The 22,821-nt window shown below is 41.9% G+C and carries 20 protein-coding genes; 14 read left to right on the top strand and 6 right to left on the bottom strand.

Annotated elements, in window-relative coordinates; translation table 11 throughout:
* Positions 1-100 precede the first annotated feature (100 nt).
* Complete coding sequence (locus MKY85_RS22505; RefSeq protein ID WP_342570790.1) at positions 101-1,255, bottom strand: amidohydrolase family protein; 1,155 nt, start codon at positions 1,253-1,255, stop codon at positions 101-103.
* Positions 1,256-1,621: 366 nt separating this feature from the next.
* On the opposite strand from MKY85_RS22505, the gene MKY85_RS22500 reads away from it, so the two are divergent.
* The 4 genes from MKY85_RS22500 to MKY85_RS22485 are packed head-to-tail and all read left to right on the top strand — an operon-like array spanning position 1,622 to position 4,520.
* Positions 1,622-2,626, top strand: coding sequence for an ATP-binding cassette domain-containing protein (locus MKY85_RS22500; protein WP_342570789.1), 1,005 nt, complete (start codon positions 1,622-1,624; stop codon positions 2,624-2,626).
* Between the two features lie 14 nt (positions 2,627-2,640).
* A complete protein-coding gene (locus tag MKY85_RS22495) occupies positions 2,641-3,429 on the top strand; it encodes an ABC-2 family transporter protein (protein WP_124115778.1) in 789 nt (262 codons plus the stop codon).
* A gap of 25 nt (positions 3,430-3,454) precedes the next feature.
* The gene (locus MKY85_RS22490; protein ID WP_150365926.1) at positions 3,455-4,249 is read left to right on the top strand and encodes an ABC-2 family transporter protein; all 795 of its coding nucleotides are present in this window, start codon (positions 3,455-3,457) and stop codon (positions 4,247-4,249) included.
* 4 nt (positions 4,250-4,253) lie between these two features.
* Positions 4,254-4,520: a hypothetical protein gene (locus tag MKY85_RS22485; RefSeq protein ID WP_339236679.1), complete on the top strand. Its 267-nt coding sequence runs from the start codon at positions 4,254-4,256 to the stop codon at positions 4,518-4,520.
* Between the two features lie 285 nt (positions 4,521-4,805).
* Here the strand turns inward: MKY85_RS22485 and MKY85_RS22480 are convergent, their stop codons facing one another.
* The 3 genes from MKY85_RS22480 to MKY85_RS22470 all read right to left on the bottom strand — a co-directional run bounded on the left by MKY85_RS22480 (position 4,806) and on the right by MKY85_RS22470 (position 7,351).
* Positions 4,806-5,183: a DUF554 family protein gene (locus MKY85_RS22480; RefSeq protein ID WP_339256787.1), complete on the bottom strand. Its 378-nt coding sequence runs from the start codon at positions 5,181-5,183 to the stop codon at positions 4,806-4,808.
* 34 nt (positions 5,184-5,217) lie between these two features.
* Positions 5,218-6,540 carry an amidohydrolase family protein gene (locus MKY85_RS22475; protein ID WP_342570788.1) on the bottom strand — a complete coding sequence of 441 codons (1,323 nt, stop codon included), beginning with the start codon at positions 6,538-6,540 and terminating at the stop codon, positions 5,218-5,220.
* Positions 6,541-6,739: 199 nt separating this feature from the next.
* Complete coding sequence (locus MKY85_RS22470; protein WP_342570787.1) at positions 6,740-7,351, bottom strand: TetR/AcrR family transcriptional regulator; 612 nt, start codon at positions 7,349-7,351, stop codon at positions 6,740-6,742.
* A 455-nt stretch (positions 7,352-7,806) separates the two neighbouring features.
* Here MKY85_RS22470 and MKY85_RS22465 point away from each other — a divergent pair, with 455 nt between their 5' ends.
* A complete protein-coding gene (locus tag MKY85_RS22465; RefSeq protein WP_342570786.1) occupies positions 7,807-9,939 on the top strand; it encodes an AAA family ATPase in 2,133 nt (710 codons plus the stop codon).
* Positions 9,924-11,984, top strand: a complete 2,061-nt coding sequence (locus MKY85_RS22460) for a UvrD-helicase domain-containing protein (protein ID WP_342570785.1) — start codon at positions 9,924-9,926, stop codon at positions 11,982-11,984. Before MKY85_RS22465 ends, MKY85_RS22460 begins: the two co-directional genes overlap by 16 nt.
* Before the next feature lie 10 nt (positions 11,985-11,994).
* Here MKY85_RS22460 and MKY85_RS22455 read toward each other — a convergent pair whose 3' ends face one another.
* Positions 11,995-12,210 (bottom strand): helix-turn-helix transcriptional regulator, encoded by a 216-nt coding sequence (locus tag MKY85_RS22455; protein WP_342570784.1) that lies wholly within the window; start codon positions 12,208-12,210, stop codon positions 11,995-11,997.
* Between the two features lie 108 nt (positions 12,211-12,318).
* Between MKY85_RS22455 and MKY85_RS22450 the strand changes: the two genes are divergently transcribed.
* The 3 genes from MKY85_RS22450 to MKY85_RS22440 all read left to right on the top strand — a co-directional run bounded on the left by MKY85_RS22450 (position 12,319) and on the right by MKY85_RS22440 (position 15,289).
* Positions 12,319-12,588 (top strand): hypothetical protein, encoded by a 270-nt coding sequence (locus MKY85_RS22450; RefSeq protein WP_342570783.1) that lies wholly within the window; start codon positions 12,319-12,321, stop codon positions 12,586-12,588.
* A gap of 199 nt (positions 12,589-12,787) precedes the next feature.
* Positions 12,788-13,825 (top strand): ROK family protein, encoded by a 1,038-nt coding sequence (locus MKY85_RS22445; RefSeq protein WP_342570782.1) that lies wholly within the window; start codon positions 12,788-12,790, stop codon positions 13,823-13,825.
* A gap of 264 nt (positions 13,826-14,089) precedes the next feature.
* Complete coding sequence (locus MKY85_RS22440; protein ID WP_342573461.1) at positions 14,090-15,289, top strand: MFS transporter; 1,200 nt, start codon at positions 14,090-14,092, stop codon at positions 15,287-15,289.
* A gap of 116 nt (positions 15,290-15,405) precedes the next feature.
* On the opposite strand, the gene MKY85_RS22435 is transcribed toward MKY85_RS22440, so the two are convergent.
* On the bottom strand, positions 15,406-16,011 hold the full coding sequence (locus tag MKY85_RS22435) for a DedA family protein (RefSeq protein WP_192133401.1): 606 nt from the start codon (positions 16,009-16,011) through the stop codon (positions 15,406-15,408).
* 431 nt (positions 16,012-16,442) lie between these two features.
* On the opposite strand from MKY85_RS22435, the gene MKY85_RS22430 reads away from it, so the two are divergent.
* From MKY85_RS22430 to MKY85_RS22410, 5 genes are all read left to right on the top strand, one after another.
* Complete coding sequence (locus MKY85_RS22430; protein ID WP_278298676.1) at positions 16,443-16,745, top strand: AbrB/MazE/SpoVT family DNA-binding domain-containing protein; 303 nt, start codon at positions 16,443-16,445, stop codon at positions 16,743-16,745.
* Positions 16,742-17,077 (top strand): type II toxin-antitoxin system PemK/MazF family toxin, encoded by a 336-nt coding sequence (locus MKY85_RS22425; RefSeq protein WP_339256770.1) that lies wholly within the window; start codon positions 16,742-16,744, stop codon positions 17,075-17,077. Before MKY85_RS22430 ends, MKY85_RS22425 begins: the two co-directional genes overlap by 4 nt.
* A gap of 238 nt (positions 17,078-17,315) precedes the next feature.
* Positions 17,316-20,483, top strand: coding sequence for a GNAT family N-acetyltransferase (locus MKY85_RS22420; protein WP_342570781.1), 3,168 nt, complete (start codon positions 17,316-17,318; stop codon positions 20,481-20,483).
* Entirely contained in the window at positions 20,470-21,348 is an 879-nt protein-coding gene (locus MKY85_RS22415; protein ID WP_342570780.1) for a TatD family hydrolase, read from the top strand. Before MKY85_RS22420 ends, MKY85_RS22415 begins: the two co-directional genes overlap by 14 nt.
* A 269-nt stretch (positions 21,349-21,617) precedes the next feature.
* Positions 21,618-22,781, top strand: a complete 1,164-nt coding sequence (locus MKY85_RS22410) for an iron-containing alcohol dehydrogenase (protein WP_339236648.1) — start codon at positions 21,618-21,620, stop codon at positions 22,779-22,781.
* The last annotated feature ends 40 nt before the right edge of the window (positions 22,782-22,821 follow it).

Raw genomic sequence — 22,821 nt, 5'->3', positions numbered from 1 at the left:
GGACATAAAAGGGCCTCAGTCCTGATGAACAGGACCAAGGCCGCCAAGGGTACTTCCGCATATAATGGAAAAACAATTGATCAGTATACCAAGCATGATTTCACTCCTGAATTCGCCAAACTGAGTTTAGAACATCGTCGACTTCTTTGATTCTTGTGACAGATGGTGTTTGAATTAGATTTCCTTTGACCATGACCATAGAGATGTCGGACAAGGCCTCAATATGTTCCAACGGATTTTGCTCCATGATGATCAGATCGGCATGTTTCCCGATATCCACTGTCCCTGTAACATCATCAACACCCAGGATCTTTGCATTGGTTCGAGTCACCATGTCGATGACCTGTTTGTTGTTCAGGTTGGTCTGTCTCATGTAGTGGTCCATCTCCCTCCACATATCATAGTGAGTCACGTAAGGCATGGCGGCATCATTACCGATCCCGATGATGATGTCGTTTTCGATCGCTTGTTGTACACCTTTGAGCATGGAATCGTAGACGAGTCTGGAATTCTCTTTTACCGTTGCACTTACCTTCGTTACGCTAGTATCCAGTGAAGCGGATGGATAGGCGGCTTGCAGGGTGGGGATGAGTGCGGTGTAGCCATTCAGGGCATTGGGATTATTTTTGAACAAACGAATGATTTCGTCGTCCATCTCCGAACCGTGTTCGATGGTATCGACGCCACCTTGTAACGCAACACATACACCTTCCGTGCTTTCCACATGGGCTGCTACCCGCAGGCCAATCTTATGCGCTTCGTCACAGATCGCCGCAACTTCGTCCACTGTCATCTGTAAACGTCCAGCTTCGCCAACCATCTTTGCATCCGTCACGCCACCCGTCACACAGATTTTGATCAAATCCACGCCGTGTTTCACATTGATGCGCACATTCTTTCTGGCTTCCCACGGAGAGTCGCCCACAAGAGCCAGGAATGGAGCACCATGTCCCCCCGTTACACTTAGGAAAAACCCGGAGACAAGCAGATTAGGGCCGACAAAGTCGCCGTTATTAATCTCATCCCGCAGCTGGACGTCGGTGTAAAAGAATTCCCCCACACTGCGCATCGTTGTTACACCCGCATGGAGAGCGGTCAGCGCGTTGCGTTTCATTCGTTTTTTCAATATGTTTCTGCCGAATTTCGTATTCAGGATTCGATCATATGCGAACTTCAACATACCTTCGCTGACCGACAGACTGAATGGTTTACCATCTGCAAAGAGGTGCGCGTGAGCATTAATCAGGCCAGGCATACCATAGGAAACGATTCCTTAATAGTTAATGGCTGGTACGTTATTAAAACAACCCTTTTTGGAGGGGGCGTCAAGGGGGATTTCTTGATGAACTTCCACCTTATAGCGTTATTAGCTTTACCGAGATGACTTTGATAAAGGTTAACGCGATTTGAGTTGAAGGATATTACAAAAAGTGAGTAGATATATATATATTATTGATACTAAGAATTGCAGCATGAAAAAATACCTAATTATAATATGAAAAATAATCTAATAAACATGGTATTTTTTCATTTTACAAAAAGGTAATATGTTAAAAAGAATGGTGGAAATTGTAATAAATTGAGTTGTGTAACATTAACTGAAGTGGACGAGGTGTGATTTATGAGCATCATTGATGTAAACGGTATCACAAAGGTTTATCGGCAATACAAAAGATTTTCGGGATTGGTTGGCTCTCTGAGAAGTCTAGTTACTAGGCAGTATACGGAGGAAGTAGCGGTACGTGATATCACTTTTTCGATAAAGGAAGGAGAAGCAGTAGGTTATCTAGGTCCAAACGGTGCGGGCAAATCCACCATGATTAAGATGATGACGGGAATATTGGTTCCGACTTCTGGCCAGCTAAGGGTTCTTGGTTCGATCCCACATGAAGCAAGGCAGAGCAATTCTCAAAATATTGGCGTTGTGTTTGGACAAAGGAGTAATTTATGGTGGGATCTTCCGGTTCGTGATTCTTTTGATCTTCATAAATACATATATAAGCTCTCAGACTCCACATATCAAAAAAATCTGAACTACTATTCCGACCTCCTAGCGTTATCCTCATTTATTGAAAAGCCTGTTAGACAATTAAGTTTGGGTCAAAGAATGCGAGTGGAAATCGCAATAGCCTTACTGCATGATCCCAAAATTTTATTTCTAGACGAACCAACGATTGGTCTGGATGTCATAGCCAAAGAACAGATTAGGGAATTTCTAAGGATGATTAATCGTGAGAAGAAAGTCTCCATTGTTTTGACGACTCATGACATGAAGGATATTGAGGAAATTTGCCAACGAATGATTGTTGTGAACAAAGGCAATATGGTTTATGACGGATCTGTCGAACAACTTCGAACAACGTTGGGTGATCAGCGCCAGGTTATCATTTACTTCCGGGAAGAGCCAGGCGTGATTGATATACCCGGGATTAAACTAATAAAGGACGAAGGGTTAAGAAAAACGTACTTATTTGAAAAAAGCGACAGGACCGTATTTGATTGTGTGAATCAGATCGCTAGTGAACATGCAGTTGAAGATGCTTCTATTGAAAGCGCAGACATAGATTCGGTCATTCGGAAACTCTATAGAAAATTGGACGAAGAAGATAGAGCAAATGAGTTGTGAAAGGAGGGCCTGGGTTGAAAACGTATATTATGTTTGGTGTAAAAACATTCTCGAATCAACTTTCATATCGTTCTGAAGTTTGGCTAAGATTGCTCGGGAATTTTGTGGCTATTTTGATTCTGACTGAGATCTGGAGAGCAGTTCTAGGGAATGGAGAGATTGAAGGCATAGGTGTAGAGCAAATGATTACATATAGCATTATCAACACGTTGCTTGCTGCCCTGCTACTTACCGGAATTAGTGCAAAAGTGGATAACAGTCTAAAAACAGGTTCAATCGCTTCGGAACTTATTAAACCTCTTTCTTATCCTCTACATCTATTATCTGAGGGACTAGGGAATTCATTCTATCAGTTGGTGTTTACTTCTATTCCTTCTTTATTCATCGCATGGTTTTTCTTTGGTTTTCTTCCTCCAGCTTCGGCAATTCATTTTCTGTTTTTTTTGATTGCTTTAATCCTGGCATTGGCCATTTCGTTTTTGTTGGGGTACCTTATATCTTTATTGGCTTTTTGGCTCATGAATCACTTTGCATTAAATTGGATGTTGGGCGGATTCATCACGATTTTTTCAGGTTCCTTTTTACCCTTATGGTTTTTTCCGGATTCGTGGGTGACCATAACCAAAATGCTTCCTTTCCTGTACCTGGGATATCTTCCTGCTGCAATCTATTTGGGAGCGGTCACGATTCAGGAGATAGGAACTTTTATTATTACAGGTCTAGTATGGACTGCGGGGCTGACTCTTCTTGTGTGCTGGTTATGGAATAGGGCGATCAAGCGTCTGGTGGTCCAAGGTGGATAATGTAGCTGTAGAGAGGCTGATCTAAATGACATTGAAACTTTTTGGGAAATTAGTCTTTTTGTTAACTAAAGAAAGAATGGAATATCGCGGGGACTTCTTCCTTGCAGTTATTGCTCAAATCATTAATTATACCGGAGATTATATTATTATTTGGCTGTTTCTAAGAAAGTTTGATACTCTGGCCGGTTGGTCCTGGCCTGAAATTGCGTTGTTGTACAGTCTGGGGCTGTTCACTTACGCACTAGGAGCCTCTTTTTCATTTGTGCAAATGCGGGACCTTGAGAATCAAGTGAAGAATGGGACATTTGATTCAATATTGATCAAACCCGTGAATCCATACCTATACTTGGTATGCAGGGGATTCAACTTGGGATACCTTGCACATGTGGCGATATCAGGGTCTGTGCTGCTCTGGGCACTCTTTAAGTTAAACCTGAATTTATCCGGGGCTGAAGTGCTGTACCTTATTCTCTGTATCATTGGCGGGGCCATGATTCAGGCTGGATTCATGTCGGTAATCGGAGCCGTATCCTTTGTTTGGATTAGAACGAATTTTTTGTTCACCTTATTTTTCAAATTTAAGGAATTCATATCGTATCCACTCCCTGTATTCGGTACATTCATACAAGTACTTTTAACGTTTGTCATTCCATTTGCGTTCATCAATTTCTATCCTGCTGCATTCTTGCTTACCAAAGGCACCGCGCTGTTGTCATCATGGACGATGTGGATTGTACCTGTGATAGGTCCTCTGGTTTATTTGCTTGGTTACCGTCTGTGGATGCTCAGCGTGAATAAATATCAAGGTGCAGGAGGTTAAGTCTGTGGAACAAATAAAGGAGGCTATCTCGAATCTTTTACCTCAAACGGACAAAATGGGAGTCATGCAATTTATCAGGCAACATCGTTTAGTAAGTTTCGTTAGTTCTCGATTTGAGGGTGGTTATACAAAAGAGTTGGAAATTGATCTGTATAATATTAAGAAGTTGAATGAGGCTAAATTAGCTTTTTTGAATGGGCTTGGCCATTGTATAACAACCTATGCGACAAATGGAGACCCCATTCCTTCCTTGAGGGCGAGCCGTTTATAGTCAGTGTCTTTGACGATATCAACCGAAACTCTTGATTTTTATTGGAATACCTTAAATAGGGAAACCAAAGTAGCTGTTTTAGCCAAATATATTCATATTGAGAACGGGAAAGTCACCATTAACTGCATTAATAAGCATTCATACAATGGAATTACCCAATCAAATTATCGTAAAAAGTCGACAATTAAGTGTTGTCAACTTTTTATATGTTTCTGTGATAGTTTGTCTTAAGCTATAGACACGAATGAGTTAATTTTGTTCTTACATCTCATTTTCAACCCGAACTTAAGCATAAGAGATCGGGACAAATAAGGCAGGCAGTTGATTCAATACCTTGATCTTCGTAATCTTCAAAATATTTAACCTTGTACAAAGCACCAAGATGCCGCCAATCATAGTAATATCATTTATGATGTTGGACAAGATGTTCTCGAAATTAATCAGTTGCCCAATGATCCCGTCTATGGTGAGGAAAATGATAAACATAATCTGATATTGACTGTTGGATATGCTGTTCATGGTTGTACTCGTGCCTATGATGAGCGCGCTGATTCCAATCACTTGATTGAGTATGGACTTGTATCCGTCATTCATGAACTCTTGGAGAGGGCCCCACGGGTACTTCCGCATATAATGAAAAACAATTGAAAATATACCAAGCATGATTTCATTCCTGATCCTATTTTTAATTCTGAATTCACCAAACTGAGTTTAGAACATCGTCGACTTCTTTGATTCTTGTGACAGATGGTGTTTGAATTAGATTTCCTTTGACCATGACCATAGAGATGTCCGACAAGGCCTCGATATGTTCCAGCGGATTTTGCTCCATGATAATCAGATCGGCATGTTTCCCGATATCCACCGTCCCTGTAACATCGTCAACACCGAGGATCTTCGCATTGGTTCGAGTTACCATGTCGATGACCTGTTTGTTGTTCAGGTTGGCCTGTCTCATGTAGTGGTCCATCTCTCTCCACATATCATAGTGAGTTACGTAAGGCATGGCGGCATCGGTGCCAATCCCGATGGTAATGTCGTTTTCGATCGCTTGCTTCACACCTTTGAGCATGGAATCGTAGACGAGTCTGGAATTTTCTTTTACCGTTGCACTTACCTTCGTTACGCTGGTATCCAGTGAGGCGGCTGGATAGGCGGCTTGCAGGGTGGGGATGAGTGCGGTATAGCCATTCAGGGCATTGGGATTATTTTTGTACAAACGAATGATTTCGTCATCCATCTCCGAACCATGCTCAATGGTATCCACGCCACCTTGTAACGCAACACGTACACCTTCCGTGCTTTCCACATGGGCTGCTACCCGCAGGCCAATCTTATGCGCTTCGTCACAGATCGCCGCAACTTCCTCCACCGTCATCTGTAAACGACCAGCTTCGCCCACCATTTTCGCATCCGTCACGCCGCCCGTCACACAGATTTTGATCAGATCCACACTGTGTTTCACATTGATGCGTACATTTTTTCTGGCTTCCCACGGGGAATCGCCCACCAGAGCCAGGAATGGAGCGCCGTGTCCGCCTGTGACACTTAGGAAAAACCCGGAGACAAGCAGATTAGGACCGACAAAGTCACCGTTATTAATCTCATCCCGCAGCTGGACGTCGGTGTAAAAGAATTCTCCCACGCTGCGCATCGTTGTTACACCCGCATGGAGTGCGGTCAGCGCGTTGCGTTTCATGCGTTTTTTCAATATGTTTCTGCCGAATTTCGTATTCAGGATTCGATCATATGCGAACTTCAACATACCTTCGCTGACCGAGAGACTGAATGGTTTACCATCTGCAAAGAGGTGCACGTGGGCGTTGATCAGTCCTGGCATTACGTATTTTCCTGAGAGGTCGATTGTTCTGTAATGACTTGGGATAATAAGTTCATGATCTCGGCCGATATCCTGAATAAGTCCTTGTTCATTGACGAGAATTGTCATGTTTTTTTGCAGATTGCTGTTGGCATCTCCGTGGATCAGATTGACGTTTTTTAATGCGTAAGCGGTGTTCATGTTGTGTTCCTCCTTAGAATGTGGGTGAGGTGAGTAGTTTGGTAAATGGTAAATATCCAACTTAAAAATGAATAATTAATTCATTTTTGGATCAAAAAAATAGAGCTGCTTAATGTTAGATATTTTTTGCGTGCAAACCAAGTGAAAATGACCTGATCTGCACGCTTTATCTACCCGGTATAAGTGATGAGAAGAAGCGTTATTCGTTGAGACTCTTCATACCGTACAGTCTGTATACATACAGTGCTTCGAATATTTGCTTCCGGCTGTCCTCGCTCATATCCCGCTTCAATAGATCCAGGTTCATGTCGATCACGTTGTGTGCGAGGATGTTCAGTAAGATCAAATTCTCCTTTGTACCGATCTCATACCGTTTATATTGATTCTTGAGATATGCCTTCTTGGTTTCGATCATCAGCTCGACAAGCTCATTCTTGGCGTTGGTGTAGATCGTTCCTTTATTCTTTTCGAAGATGATCACAATCTGATTCCGGTATTTACGTAATACGTCCACCTGTTCCTGCAATAGTGCCGACTTTCGCTCACTATCCGTTTCCTCGAACAAGGTCTGATTATCAAAGTGGATCGTCTCCACCAGCACATTTTTCAGATAATCCACCAGATCCGGCGGGACGACAGCGTAGAATAATTCTTTCTTATTCTTAAAATAAGTATAGATATTGCCCACGGAAATATTGATTTCATCCGCGATATCGCTCATCTTGGCATCCACATAGCCTTTTTCAAAAAAGACTTTGAGTGCCGCGTATTCAATCTCTTTCCTGACTTCGTCTTTCTTGGCTTGCACCATCGGGAACGACTCCTTAATAGTGAATGGGTGGTTCGTTATTAGGATAGGCTTTTTTGAGGGGGGTGTCAAATGGAAGATTTGTTAGGAAACAAGTGGATAATGCTAAATAATTCCTAAGAAAATTTTATTCCAAAATATCAAAACACTTTAATAATTTTCAAATTATAGTATTATAGTCTATAGTGCGTAGGAACTATGGCATGAAAATTTTTAATGCAATATTAAACAAGAAATAATCATTTAATTTTATTCATAAAAAGTAGTGACGTGTTAAGTAAATAGTATGTGGATGCTTATTGGGACGTTAAAGTAAGTAAATGTGTTTGTAAAACTTCTTTTGATTAACCCAAAATGCATTGTTATATAAATTCTATTTGAAGCATGGCTTATCTATATTAGCAAACAAAATCATTTTTTTTATTAAAATGAATTACTTGATAATGGGGGACAATTTAATGAAATTAAAGAGCGTTGAAATTAGAAATTACAGACTCCTGAATAATTTAACTGAAGGTAATAATGTAAATATTGACAAAGAGACAACACTTATTGTGGGGAAGAATAATTCAGGTAAAACCTCTTTTTCTCATCTATTTGAATTGTTTCTTACAGGTGGGAAATTCAAATGGGAAGATTTTTCTGTCGAATCACATATTAAGTTTAAAGATTTATTTCAAGATTTCATTAATGCCAAAGCTGAAAAAAATTCTGATTTGTTGGAAATTTGCTATAAAAGCGTCCCAAATATAGAAATGCTGTTGACTCTTGAATATAATGATACAGATAATTGGAGCAATATCAGACCTTTGTTAACATCCTTAGACGATTCTAATTTACTCAAAATATCATTCTCTTATTCATTAGAATATGCAGAATTATTTTTCGAAAAATTATATAAGGAATATCTTAGAAAGAATAATTTAAATATAATTGAATATGTAAGTAAAATACATAATGATTATTTCAAAATTGTGATTAAACCACATTCTGAAAATAACGAAACTATACAGGTTACCTTAGCAGATATAAATAAATTAATAGGTACATGTTTTATAGCAGCCCAAAGAGAAGTTGATGATGGGAATTCTAGAGGTAGTTCTAAATTATCTAGTATTTTTCAGAAAGAGTATAAGAATAGGTCAAACAAAAATAGAGTAGATGAAGATTCTGAGGACTCAAATAACGAGTTAGAAGCCTTAGCAGATGAAATGTTAAGAGCCAATATAGGCATTGAAACAAAACTAGATGCTTTTTTTTCTGAGTTTATTAAATCCTACTCCAGATTTGGTTATCCGAATATGGATGAAACAACTTTAATTTTAAAGTCTGACATGACAATTCCTAATCTATTTCAAGGAATAAAATTATTTTATAAAGACAATGAACATTTATTACCCGAAAAATATAATGGTCTTGGATATAGCAATCTAATATATATAATCTCTGAGATTCTGATATTTAAATCATTCATAGAGGAGAATGGAACAGATTTAAATATTATTTTTATAGAAGAACCCGAAGCTCACATGCATCCCCAATTGCAGTCTGTCCTTATTCAAAGGATTACCGCTTTTTTAGAAGAAAATAAAATTAATGCACAGATTATAATAACAACGCATTCATCTCATATTGTGTCTAATTCTTCATTTGAAAGTATTAGATATTTTTTCAAGAATAATAAAACTGTATCGATAAGAGATATGATGAAGTTCTCAGTAAATGAAAACACAGATATTAAAGTTGAAGATGGAGTTAATGATGAGACAATTTACAGTGTAGATACACTTCAATTCTTAAAAAGATATATAACATTGGTGAAGTGCGATATGTTTTTTGCTGATAAAATAATTTTAATTGAGGGTCTTTGTGAAAGACTTTTAATGCCCTTATTCATTAAGAAAGTTGATGAGGTAATTCTTTCAATAAGCAAAGTTGATGAAGCCAGCTCTATTAAGCCTCTAACAGAACAGTACATATCACTTATAGAAGTTAGTGGTGCATATATGCATAAATTTAAAGAATTCTTAGATTTCTTAGGAGTTAAAACTCTTATTATTACAGATATTGATTCCTGTAAACAGGAAGTGGTACTTGATGAAAATCAAAAGCCAAAAGAAAATAAAGACGGTACTCAAAGGAAAAGCTCAAAAAAATGTGAAATTAGAGAAGAATGGATAGAAGATCTCTTCACCACCAATCCAACTTTAAAAGAATGGTTACCGGCGAAGAAATCTATTAAAGACCTAATTTTCGCATCGGAGAATGAAAAAAAATATAAGAATATTGGAGTAACCTATCAAACAGGTTCAACTGATAGTGGAGCAATAAAGTGTGGAAGGACATTTGAAGAAGCTTTTTTGATTGAGAATAAGGACTTTATTTTTAATAACAGAAATGATATTAGTAGTATCGGCAAATTTATTGGAAAATATTCTAATTCAAATGAGATTTTAGAAGATTCATATTCTGTATACACATATATTGATAAGAATGATAAAAAGTCAAATTTTGCTTTTGATCTAATGTACGTAACTGACTGGATAGTGCCCTTGTATATTAAGGAGGGATTAGTATGGTTAGCGAAGTAGAAAAGGAAATATTTAGATATATTGATAATAGAGAAAGTTTTATCATTGAAGCTGGGGCTGGGAGTGGCAAAACGTGGACTTTAGTACAAGCTTTAAAATATGTGATTGCAAAAAATGAAGTGAACTATTCGAAGAATAATCAAAAAATTGCATGCATTACTTACACAAATGTAGCTAAAGAAGAGATAGTAAATAGAGTTAACGGGAATAAGTTAGTTAATGTAAAAACAATACATGAATTTCTGTGGAGTATTGTTGAACCTTTTCAGAAAGAGCTTAAGAACGAATTTCTAACCTCCCTTGAGGATAAGTTAAAAAAAGATTTAGAGACAATGGAGAAGGCAACTAAAAAAACAACACAAATTTACAAAAATGCAGAAGAGTCCAGTAAAAAAAACCAAGAGAGAATATCTGCACTACAAAAACCTAATATAAGAATAAAATATAGTGATAATGCTAACTACAAGAAAGGGATTATTTCTCATGATTTAATGTTAGAGCTTAGCAAGAATATTATAACCAAAAGTAAAGTGATCAAAAAGATAATACAAGATAGTTATCCCGTGATATTTATAGATGAATATCAGGATACCAAAAAGGAAATTGCAGCTGTCATTATGGATTATTTAAAACCTGAAACATCAATTGTTTTTGGTTTTTTCGGAGATTTTCACCAGCAGATATATAATGGTAGTATTGGTCGAATCGATCCCGAAAAAAATGAACTTAGAGTGATTAGAAAGAAAGAAAACTATAGAAGCGAAAAGGGGATTGTTGATCTCTTAAATAAGATAAGAGATGACGGCTTAGAACAAGAATCAAAAAGGAATAATGAACAACGTGGAAAATGTTCGTTTTTTTATGTAGATAATGAAGTGTTAGATATGGAGCAATTTATAGTGGATAATATAATGGATGAATTTACTTTAAATACAAACAGTCAATTAAAAAAACTCTACTTAGTCACAAAAGCAATAGCAAAACAAAATGATTACCTAAAATTACATGAATTATACGACGAGAGAACAAGTCCAAATTTTAGAGTAGGGCAAATTAAACCAAGTTTCTCCCACATGTTAATGCTAGAGAATAGAGAACAAAACGAAGTGGCTAAAGTTATCTATGAATTACTGCCACAGAATATAAAAGAATCAATTAATAACAACGATCAAATTAATGACAACGAAGATTTCATTGAAGAAATGAATAAAAATATTATTAAAAATAAAAAATTTAACGAGATAGATGTCTTTAGTAGAGATGCTAGTCAACTCGCAAATCAAGGTTTAAAATATGATGAAATAAATCGGAAGTTACTTGAACTGCATTTCCCAGTTGAATTTTTAAGGTATGATACATCTAAAGATAAAAGGTTAAAGAACAAAGATATGATTTTGAGAAATTCAAATAATAAGGATTGTCCATTTGCTAATTTTTTGTTTGATATAGAGGAAATTATTGAACTTTACCAAAATAATAAAATACAACAATTACTAAAAAAAACATCATACCCATTAAATAATCTTCAGGGTAAAATTAATCTGAATAAATTAATGGGAGAGTTAATATTGAGGTCGGAAAGCGAAAAAATTGCAGAAGTATTTGCATTTGTAACGAATAATAAAATACTAAAATTCTCCGAAAAGTTAGAACTGATATGGAAAAGGGAAGATAAAAAAGATGCATTTTTTTATAATTTAATGGAGCTCGAGTATGTTCAATTTAAACGACTTTATCATACAGTAAAAGATACTTCACCATATTCCACAAATCACGGAACAAAAGGTGCTGAGTTTGAAAGTGTAATCTGTTTTATAAATGATTCCGATTGGAACCAATATAGTATTGATGAATATCTTAGTGAACAAGATACTAGTTCTACTAAGCATAATAGAACCAGAAATCTATTTTATGTTATCTGCTCACGAGCTAAACTTAATTTAGCTATTATAGTTATGTCAAAGTTATCTGAAAAAAGCTTAGAAAAAGCTAGATATCTGTTTGGAGAAGAGAATGTATATAAAAATTATATAAAAACTGTATAAGGCTAGAAAATTAATCTTCTTTTATCTCAATAATCTCCCGTATATCATCAATATCCAACGCTTCTGCAATCCGCTCGATATGAGCAAAGTTGATATTCTCACGTTTCCCAGACTGCAATTCACTCAACGCAGCGTGACGGATATCAGACAATCGGGCCAGTTCGCGCAGCGAGATATTATGTTTTTCCGTGAGTTTATGAATATTGACGACAACTTTTTTAGCCATGAGTATCACTCCTAAATTTCCCATATGGTCTTGACGTTACGCATGAGCGTACCATATACTTTTTGTATATCTGGTACTCTTATGCGTACCAATTTTAGGAGTGGTGACATGACAAGTACCAACAGCGAAGATATGGCTTCGCAGTACGCACAACTCATCCAAAAAGAAGATGATTACGTCGACCAACTGGTTACATGCAATAAACTCATCCTAGACGCCATGGACATTATCGCCAAGCGAGCAGGGGTACTACACATGGACACAGTGAAACAAGCAGCATATCACTTGCACGCCATGGAACAGGATCTGAACCGAAAGTTATTTAAAGTCCGACTGGAGAAGAGCATCTTGGCAAATCAAATAAGCCAGTCTACATAAAGTCACCTTAACTAAAGGACAGTACAGGATCAGACAAGATGATCTTGAACTGTCTTTTTGCCTTCTTATCCAAACTTTTTTCGCTCTCAATTAAGCATTGACTTTCCTCCCAAATCCCCCTACACTTCAATTATTAAAATACTTTTAAAAACTTTCATTGAATAGTTCGAAATGATCGAAAGGAGGCATATAACTAACGATGTTACCCACATCACACAACACCCAACAGGTTAAGCGCATTAACGTTGAATTGGTAAAGAACACACTCAGATCCATGGGAGTTGGCACGAAAGCTTCCATTGCGAATTTGACGAAACTCAGCGTTGCGACATGCGGCACAATCCTGAATGAATTACTCCAAACAGGTGAAATTATCGATCTAGGTCCAGACGAATCGAGTGGGGGAAGACCTGCAAGTCGGTATCAGTTCAATGCGGACTACGCCAGTGTGCTGTGTCTGATTATTCGGACAGAGGGCGGCATTCACTCAATCACACATACATATGCCAATCTGAACGGAGATATGGCGGACGAACAGACGCTCATTTTGGAAGAAATTAATGTAACGGTGGTAGAGGATCTGATTGCAAATCTGATCGAACAACACCACAATGTGCAGGCGATTGGTATCGGCATACCTGGTGTGGCGCACAACGGCGTGATTGGGATTTGCGATGTACCGGAGCTGATGTATCAGCCGCTCGGGCCAAGGCTTAAGGAGCAATATGAAGACGTGGAAGTGGTTATTGGCAACGACATGAACCTGACAGTTTACGGACTTTACAACCAGCAGCAATTTGAGGAAGAGAAGAACTTCGCGGTGGTGACGTTTCCGGAGAATCATTTTCCGGGTGCAGGCTTTATCATTGATGGTCGTCCGCTGACGGGGAACACGCAATTTGGGGGCGAGGTGTCCTTTTTACCTTTTGGCGTGTCACGGGAAGAGCAGCTGTGCATGTTGAAAACGACGGAAGGGTTGCAGGAACTCGTCACAAAGACGCTGATATCCATCATTGCGATTATCAACCCGGCAGCGATTGTCGTTACGGGCGATACAATGGACCCGGCTATGCGGGATGACCTGTTACAAGGCTGTCTGGATCACCTGATTCCACAGGAGCATATGCCGGAGTTAATCATCCAAAGAGACACTCGGCGCGAATATGTGACGGGACTAGTCGCTGTTACACTGGAGAGCCTAACCTACCGCATTCAGGTGGTTGAGAAGCAGTGGTAGGAACTACTTATTGTGAATTGGAGTTAAGCAAAATTTTTGACACGACAACGGAGAGGGCAGAACCAATCTGAAGAACGCCTTTATCACTGTATTTTCACCTTTAGGAACGATTCAAAAAAATACAGGGATAACAGCGGTCGGAAGATGGTACTGCAATCGTAGTTATAACGTGCATTCATTTTTCTGAACACACTGGAGGAACTTATTTTGAATCAGCAAGCAGGTACACAAGGCAACAAACGAAAGTTCAACAAGCTGTACGCCATGCAGCTGGCAACGATCTTTCTCGGATTTATCGTATTTGGGATATCGGAAAATATTAAGGGGCCGGCCATTCCGCGCATTCAATTCGATTTTAATCTGGATGAGAAACAGCTCGGGACGTTATTGTCCCTGAATGCACTGGGGTACCTGATCGCCTGCTCCTTTACGGCTATTTTGGTTCGCAAATGGGGCATCAAGGCCGTCAGCATCATTTCATTTGCATCGATGATCCTTTCGGGTGTGTTCATTTACATGTCTCATAACTATCCTCTCTTTGCTTCATCATACTTCTTCATGTACATCGGTAACGGCATGCTGGAGATTGCTTTGGCGATTCTGGGTGCGCGGATCTTTGTGAAAAACACAGGTACGATGATGAACCTGTCCCATTTCTTCTATGGGTTAAGTTCAACGGTGGCGCCTTTGCTGGCGACAGGGGTGATGTCCTTGAGCGTGTTCGGACACGTACTGGACTGGCGCGGCATGTATCTCGTGATGTTGTCGCTCTGTCTGCTGCCGATCATTGCGGCGCTGCGCAGCAAATTTCCGGGGGATGATCTTCCTCATGAAGATCGGACCTCGCTTAAGACGTTAACACGTGATCCAGCTATCTGGCTGATGGTGCTCATTCTTTCTTTTGGCGTGGTATCGGAACTAGCGGTTGGGGGTTGGCTCGTTAACTTTCTGGAGAAAGCCTACACGTGGGACACGGTGAAAGCTTCGGGGCTACTGTCAGCATTCTTCCTTACGTTCTCGCTAGGTCGTCTGCTGCTGGGTCCTCTAACGGACCGGATCGGATTTGTACTGTCGCTGATAATCTTCTCTGCGTTCTCGGCCATTTGTACGTTTATTGCGCTTGCCGGAGGAGAGGGTCTCGCCATCTTCTTTGCCATCTCGGGTGCAGGTATAGCGATGATCTATCCAACCGTTATGGCGTTTATCGCACGCAGATATCCAAACGGCAGTGACACGGCGATTACGTTCACAGTTACCCTGATGGGGGTCGGCAGTGTCATCGGTAACTATGTGATTGGCTGGGTCATTGAAGGTGTGAAGAATATGTACGGTCCAACGACTCAGTTGGGGTTACTGCGCGGACTTCAGGCGGGATATGGATTCATTGGATTATGTGCGGTGATCTGTGCGGCATCTGGCGTAGTGTTGTATGTGTATTTAAAAAGAAGGCAGGAATTGATTTAGAAATCAATTGCAAAGATAAAAGCCCCACTGATCTCCATGATCGGTGGGGCTTTGCATATGAATATATAAGTAGATTAGTACGGTATATCATCTATCACTAGTATCTTAACTCTCTCCTATGACTTGTTCAAAGCCGCTCTTCTTTTCCAACGTTTCAGAAGCACATACAATCCAAAAGCACCCAAGAAAACCACCGCTGCCGGAACAATATAAGGTTTAACAATCTCATCCACGTGCTCCCATTGAGAGCCTAATTTGAAGCCTAAGTAGATGTATAATGAGGTGATCGGAAGCATGGCCAAGAATGTAAAGAGACTGAATTTGAACACATTCATCTTCGCCATTCCGCAAGGGATGGAGATCACGGTCCGAATGCCAGGTACAAAACGGCCATAGAAAGCGACCCCGCTGCCATATTTCTCGAAGAACGTATCGGAGGCGTCCAGATGATGAGGTTTAATCAAGAAATACTTGCCGTATTTTTCGACCATAGGTCTGCCGCCGTACCGTCCCAGGGCATATAACGTCAGAGGGCCAAACGTTCCACCTACGGTACCCGCCAGTATAGCCAGCCACAGTTTCATATCTCCAAGGTACACCCAATATCCCGCCATGGGCAGCACGAGTTCAGCGGGTACGAATTCAAACGACAAGGCAATAACGAGACCTGCGTACGACAAATCTTTGAAAAAAAGTATAAATTGCGTGATCCACTCCGTCATGCTTTCCCTCCACAAATCTATCTATTTTTTATAGTTTAGAAACACTCCTATACCAAGAGTAACAATAGCGAATAGAGCTTGTCAAAACTCACACGCATATCCGATTAAGCCCGTCACGGCGGGATATGTTAGGTCATACATAAGCGATATCTCATTCGACATGCGTTGAGCAGGCGGTCGGTCTTCGAACAAGATGAACTCCATATCACCCTGCCCCTAACACCAATATAACACTCTGAAAATGTTTCCAAATATAGCGTGATAAAACTATCACTAGCTTCTTCACCATCCTGTACATAAAGAGAAGGAGATCAGAACATGACCGAAACTTCGATTATCGACCAGATCCATATTATGGTTGAATACAATGTATCCTTTTATTGTTTCATGTATATCATATAGATATACAACTGTAGGGAGGTGAGGTATAATTGGAGCATCAATCAAACGAAAGGCGTGGGATTGCCATGACTACAGCCACACTTAGCAAATGGGGAAATAGCAGTGCAATTCGTATTCCTAATCAATTGCTTAAGCGTCTTAATCTGGAAGAAGGCTCGGAAATCGAGATTTTGGTGACAGAAGATAATGAATTGTTGTTGCGTCCAAAAATCAAGCCTGTAGAGTCCAATGAGGAACTACGTAACCATCTAAAGACTTTGCTCTCTAAAGTGAAACAGGATACAAGACATGAAGAAATAGACTTTGGCACTGAAGGGAACGAGTTACTTTGATTATTCCCAAGCGAGGCGATCTGATATGGCTTGACTTTGATCCTCAAGCGGGTCATGAGCAAGCCGGGAGACGACCGGCTATTGTTCTATCGGAACTTGAATTCAATGAAATAACGGGTTTTGCCGTTGTAAGTCCCATAACGAGCCAAGCCAAGGATTATCCTTTTGAAGTTACACTACCAGAAGACCTGCCATTTTCAGGTGTTGTTTTGACAGATCAGTTGAAGAGTCTTGATGTGCGGCAACGACGTATCCAAATTGCGGGACATGCCGAACCAACCTCTGAATTTATGAAATCAGTTCTACGCAATGTCCGTTCTATATTGGCATAATTGAAAATTAGTAGCTGATCATATTCCTAAATCCACGTCTAACTAAAAGACGTGGATTTTTTCTTTCATATCTAAGTAGCTTCATCCATCCTTGACGCTTCGAATAAGAGCTTCCGAAAGGCACTTATAAGTTGATAAGAAAGATTTTTAATCCTCTGAAAATGCTTCCAAATATAGTATGATAAGACTATCACTAGCTTCTTCACCATCCTGTACATAAAGAGAAGGAGATCCGAACATGAACGTAACTTCGATTATCGATCAAATTCAGATTATTGAGTACGATCCCTCTTATGCTGCCGCACTCGCGGATATGTGGAACCGCAGCAATGAGAGCTGGGGAGGTGGCACCAACCTTAGAACAGAGGAAACGGTTCGCCGCGAGATGGAGAGTTCGTCCAATCTTCATGCATTTCTAGCCGTTCATGGGAAAGAGGTAGTTGGCTTCTGCAGTTTTGCTCATTACCGCTATGACGAGAGAGCGTTATATGTACCGTTGCTTAACGTACGCCCCGACTATCACGGGTATAAGGTCGGACGCAACCTGATCCTGAATGCTGTGCGCAAGACCGTAGAGGCCGGATGGCCCCGTCTGGATCTGTTCACATGGGCAGGCAATACGAAGGCTGTGCCGATGTACAAGAAATGCGGATTCTTCTGGGAGAAAAAAGATGAGAATGTGCATCTGATGAATTTCATTCCCACCATTTTGCAGACGGAAGCACTCGCTACATATTTCGAGGAGCTGGATTGGTATGCAGACAGCACGCGTGAACTCGTCGTCGAGCCGGATGGCCGACGGGAACGTGGTTTTGATTTCTTTGACTATACGTGGAAAAAGGGAGATGTCTCCCTGCGGGCTGAATTTGAAAAGTCGGGTCGCGGGCTGACTGCCCTCGAAACACCGGATTACGAAATCGCTACAGAGGTCGATGATCATGATTTGGTTTTCGGTTCCAGCTATAAGGTTCGCTATCGAATTAAGAACACTTCCGCGTCTGAACTGGCGATCGAAATCAAGGGTCAGGATAACAAAAACATTCGATTTGCGCTGGACGTTGCCCGAACAGTCGCTCCAGGAGAAACCATTACCGTGGAAGGTGAGTTTCACCTTGATCCGATTACAGAGGAACAGAATAACAATAAAACCCATCCCGTTGTTGCCAGCACATGGTTGATCGGTGGTAAGAAAGCGGAGTTCAGGTTAGGTATTGCCCCGAAATTCCCGGCCAAGATCAAGACCGTCTTGCCCGTAAAAGAGCTCTATCCAGGTATCCCGGCAGAGTTAATTCTGAATGTGGAAAATAATGTGGATGCAGAAACAGAGTTCAGCCTGAACCTGCCTGAGGATGAATTCCTTGAATGGGCGGAGCGTTCGATACGCTTTACGGTGCCTGCCAAAGGCAAAGTGTCTGTGCCAGTACGCTTCACCTTGCGTTCATATGGTCTATATTTCCAAGAAGTAGAAGTGACGGCTGTCCCCGTGGGGAACCATGCGATCTCTTTTACAAGCAAAATTTCTGTCCTGATGAAGGGAATCGAGGGCAAATATGGCGGGCAAATTGAGGATCAATGGGTGGCCGTCAATGGCGCATTCTCGCTCCATATGAACAAGCATGATAACGTCATGTGGATTGAATATCCCGGTTCCCGTCATTCATTCTGGTGGACTTATCCGAAGCTGGGTAAGCCGTTTGCTGAAGAGTTATCCAAGAAACAAGCCAAAGAAGTGAATATTTATCCCGAAGGGGACCGTCAGGTTCTTGAAGCGCTGTATGACTCGGAGGATTTCCCTGGCTTACAGATTAAGTCCGTGGTCAAGCTGTCTGCGAATGGAATCGCCGAATTCCACCACGAAGTTGAAAATACACGAGATACTGCCTGGGAAGAGGATCTGTATCTAATGAATAACTTCGGGTTCTATGGTAACAGGTTGATCCTTCCTTATCAGGGGCGCTTCGTGGATATGGGCGATGATTATGCGGGTGATCCGAACCATTGGAATAGCTCACAGATTACGGAGAACTGGCTGTTCTGCAAAGAAGAGTATGGCGCGTGCGGCATCTATTGGGACCCTTCCCTGAAGCTTCTTCGTCCGGAATACACGCTGGGGTTGCAGCATGAACTGGGTCGTTTGGAGGCAGGGGCTGTAGCACGAACCAAGGAAACGGTGTTTGCTCTGAACACGTTTGCCAAATGGCATGATTTCCGTGCATTTGCCCGGAAGCAGCGTAACCCGGTCATTCCTTTGCTAGACAGTCATCTGGATCTGACACTCAGTGAGGGGAATCCATTTGCCCCGGATGTGCTGCAAGCAACGTTGACTGAACATAAACTGGTTCCGCTTGCGGGCAACCTGGAGCTGTATGTGCAGCAGGGTAGCGAACCGGAGGTTATGGCAAAAGCGAAGGAATTCAATCCGGAGCAGAATCTAAACTCCGCCAAACTGACATTTTCACCGGACGAAGTGGATCGCCAACAGCACGTGAGTGGTTGGAAAGTTCGTGGGCTATACCGGGGCGAAGATCGGATTCAGGTGCGAACGGCGCTTTGGTTCCCGCAGACCGGAATAGAGGTGAAGCAGAAGATTGAAGAAGGTTCTTCGGGACCTGTATACACTGTAGACAATGGCGTATTGTCGATCGCCGTTGCTCCAGAATTCGGCAGTGTCGTACACTCACTGAAAGTTGCAGGCGAAGAATGGCTGGACAGCTCGTACCCTGAACCGGCTCCACGCTCATGGTGGAATCCGTGGTACGGCGGGTTGGGAGTGGCAATCCCGGGCATGAATGGTTTCAGCCGCCAGTTGGAACAGAGAGTCGCTTCCTGGACAGAGCAGAAGGATCAATACGGCAACGTCTGGAAGGGCATTAAACTGACCACCCGGATTGAGAAGCATGAAGCGAATCGGGGAATCACAATTCACCAGCATTATCTGATGCTGCCGGGTGTTCCTGTGCTCTGCACGCTGCTTGCGGTGACAAACGAAAGTGGCCTGACGCTGACGGATTACTCGCTTGCGGAGGAACGTTTCCTCCAGCCTTCATCTGTATTTGCGGAAGGATGGATAGAGCAACCGGGTAAAGATCGATTCCCATTAGGCAAGGTAGATGTGGGCCTGCCGCTGGAAGACCTTTTGCGAGTGGGATCGGTTTCGCGTGAGAACATGCTGCATGCGGTCCATCGTTACCCCAATCAGAGTGCATGGGCTTTTGCCAACAATCAGGTGACGGGTCTGCACGTGAATCATCATCTGACACTTCATCACGGGGAGACGGTCTGGACGGAGCCGACCTATCTGGTTCTGGGATCCATCCCGCTGAGTTCAGCGGATGTGCATGACCTTCTGAAACTGAATTTTGTAACTTCTACCGATAAAAAGGAGGCTTCACATGCCGATCATTGATATTCACATTCATCTGTCGGACATCGAGAGCTTTCACCGAACAGCAATCGATCTGTCCAAAGTGGATTACTCAGCCGCAGGTCTTAAAGCGGAGTTTGATAAAAACGACGTCATTCTGGGCATCGGAATGGGGGTTACGGAGCAGACGAAGGGAGCGTTCCCGGATTCCAGTTCTCCCAACCCGATGGGGCTTGACCTGGAAGAGAAGGTCCCATCATTCCTGATGGAATGCGTGGGGATCAATCCGAATGCGTTAGATGATAAACATGCTCAGGACGAGCTGGACCGGATTGAAGCTAGACTGCAATCCCCGGAAGTAGCCGGAATCAAACTCTACGCAGGGTACTACCATCACTATGTGTACGACAAAATCTATACCCCGGTTTATGAACTCGCAGCCAAGTACAACCTGCCTGTCGTGATTCATACAGGAGACACGTACTCCATGAACGGGCTGCTCAAGTATTCGCATCCACTGACGGTGGATGAATTGGCCTTGCAGCAACGCGGTGTGAACTTCATGATCTGTCATTTGGGTGATCCCTGGGTGATGGATGCTGCTGAAGTGGTGGCGAAGAATCCGAACGTGTATGCGGATCTGTCTGGTCTGGTGGTGGGGGATCGGCCTCATTTTGAACGGTTCATGAATGAACCTCTGTTCATGGATCATTTCCGCCGGGCCTTGGTCTATTCGGATCATTACGAGAAAATGCTGTTCGGTACCGACTGGCCGCTTGCGCCTATCGACCTGTATGCCGAATTTGTCCGCCGACTTGTACCGGAGCAGCATCATGATAAGGTGTTCTACGAGAATGCCTTTGGACTATTTCCACGGATTGAACAGAGGATTGCCGATCTGGGTTAGAGCGTAAATAATGAAACTTTAATATTTGAGGGAATATCATCCGTGTAGGTCATTCAAAAAAGCATGCGATGTTCACGCTGAATTCCTGCCGTAAAAGCTCCTGCCACTTTGCTGGCAGGAGCTGTTTGGATTCAGGAAAACTGAATTTATTCCTGAGAGACTCCATGTTCATCTGTTATCTCCTTTTTGCCTGTATTTGTTTTTACGAATAAAGAGAACTATAATGGTGGATGCACAAAATTTAAGACTTTTTTGGAGGAACATACGTAATGAGATCTTTTCAGTTTTATAATCCGACCCGGCTGATTTTTGGCAAAGGGCAGCTTCAAGCACTGCAAACCGAAGTTCCAAAATACGGAAAGCGTATTTTGCTTGTATATGGTGGTGGAAGTATCAAGCGCAGCGGCCTGTACGACCAGGTGATCGGCCAGTTGAATGAGATTGGAGCAGAGGTGACGGAACTCGCTGGTGTAGAACCGAACCCCCGTCTATCTACAGTTCATAAGGGCGTAGAACTATGCAGAACACATCACATTGATCTGGTTCTTGCGGTTGGCGGCGGCAGTGTACTTGATTGCGCTAAGGCCATCGCCGTAGGGGCCAAATACGATGGGGATATGTGGGATGTTGTTGTGCGCGAAGCAACTCCGCAGGGCGGACTTCCACTGGGTACAATTCTGACGATGGCAGCGACAGGTTCCGAGATGAATAACGGTTCAGTGATTACGAATCAAGATACACAGGAGAAATGGGCATGGTTCAGCGAGTATTCATTCCCAGCGTTCTCGATTCTTGATCCGGTAAACACATTTACGGTACCTCTGGATCAGACTGTATACGGCATGGTGGACATGATGTCGCATGTGTTTGAACATTATTTCCATCTGGATACGAACACACCGGTTCAGCTTGGATTCTGTGAGACGATTCTTCGTACTGTCATCGATACTGCCCCTCGCCTGATCAAAGATCCGGAAAACTATGAACTGCGCGAAACCATTCTCTACTGCGGAACCATGGCGCTTAATGATGTTCTGAATATGGGGCTTGCTGGAGACTGGGCATCTCACAACATTGAACATGCCGTGTCGGCCGTGTATGACATTCCTCATGGGGGTGGCCTTGCCATTCTGTTCCCGCACTGGATGAAGCATAATCTGGATGTGGATGTAAGTCGATTCAAACGTATGGCCGTTAATGTATTTGATATTAATCCTAATGGAAAATCAGACAAACAAGTGGCTGAAGAAGGCATCGAAGCCCTGCGTAATTTCTGGACTTCGATTGGTGCTCCTAGCCGTCTGGCTGACTATGACATCGACGACAGTCAGATTGACGCGATGGCTGATAAAGCAATGCGATTCGGCCCGTTCGGATTCTTCCAGAAATTGCAGCGTGAAGATGTCGTGCAAATCTATCAAGCTGCACTGTAATTAAAATTCACTTATATAGTGAATGTAATAAACAAGGACC

Origin of the sequence: Paenibacillus sp. FSL R5-0749 (assembly GCF_038595085.1) — a bacterium.
Lineage (GTDB): Bacteria > Bacillota > Bacilli > Paenibacillales > Paenibacillaceae > Paenibacillus.
The sequence above is the reverse complement of the archived record's forward strand: the minus strand, read 5'-3'. Positions and strand labels throughout refer to the sequence as shown.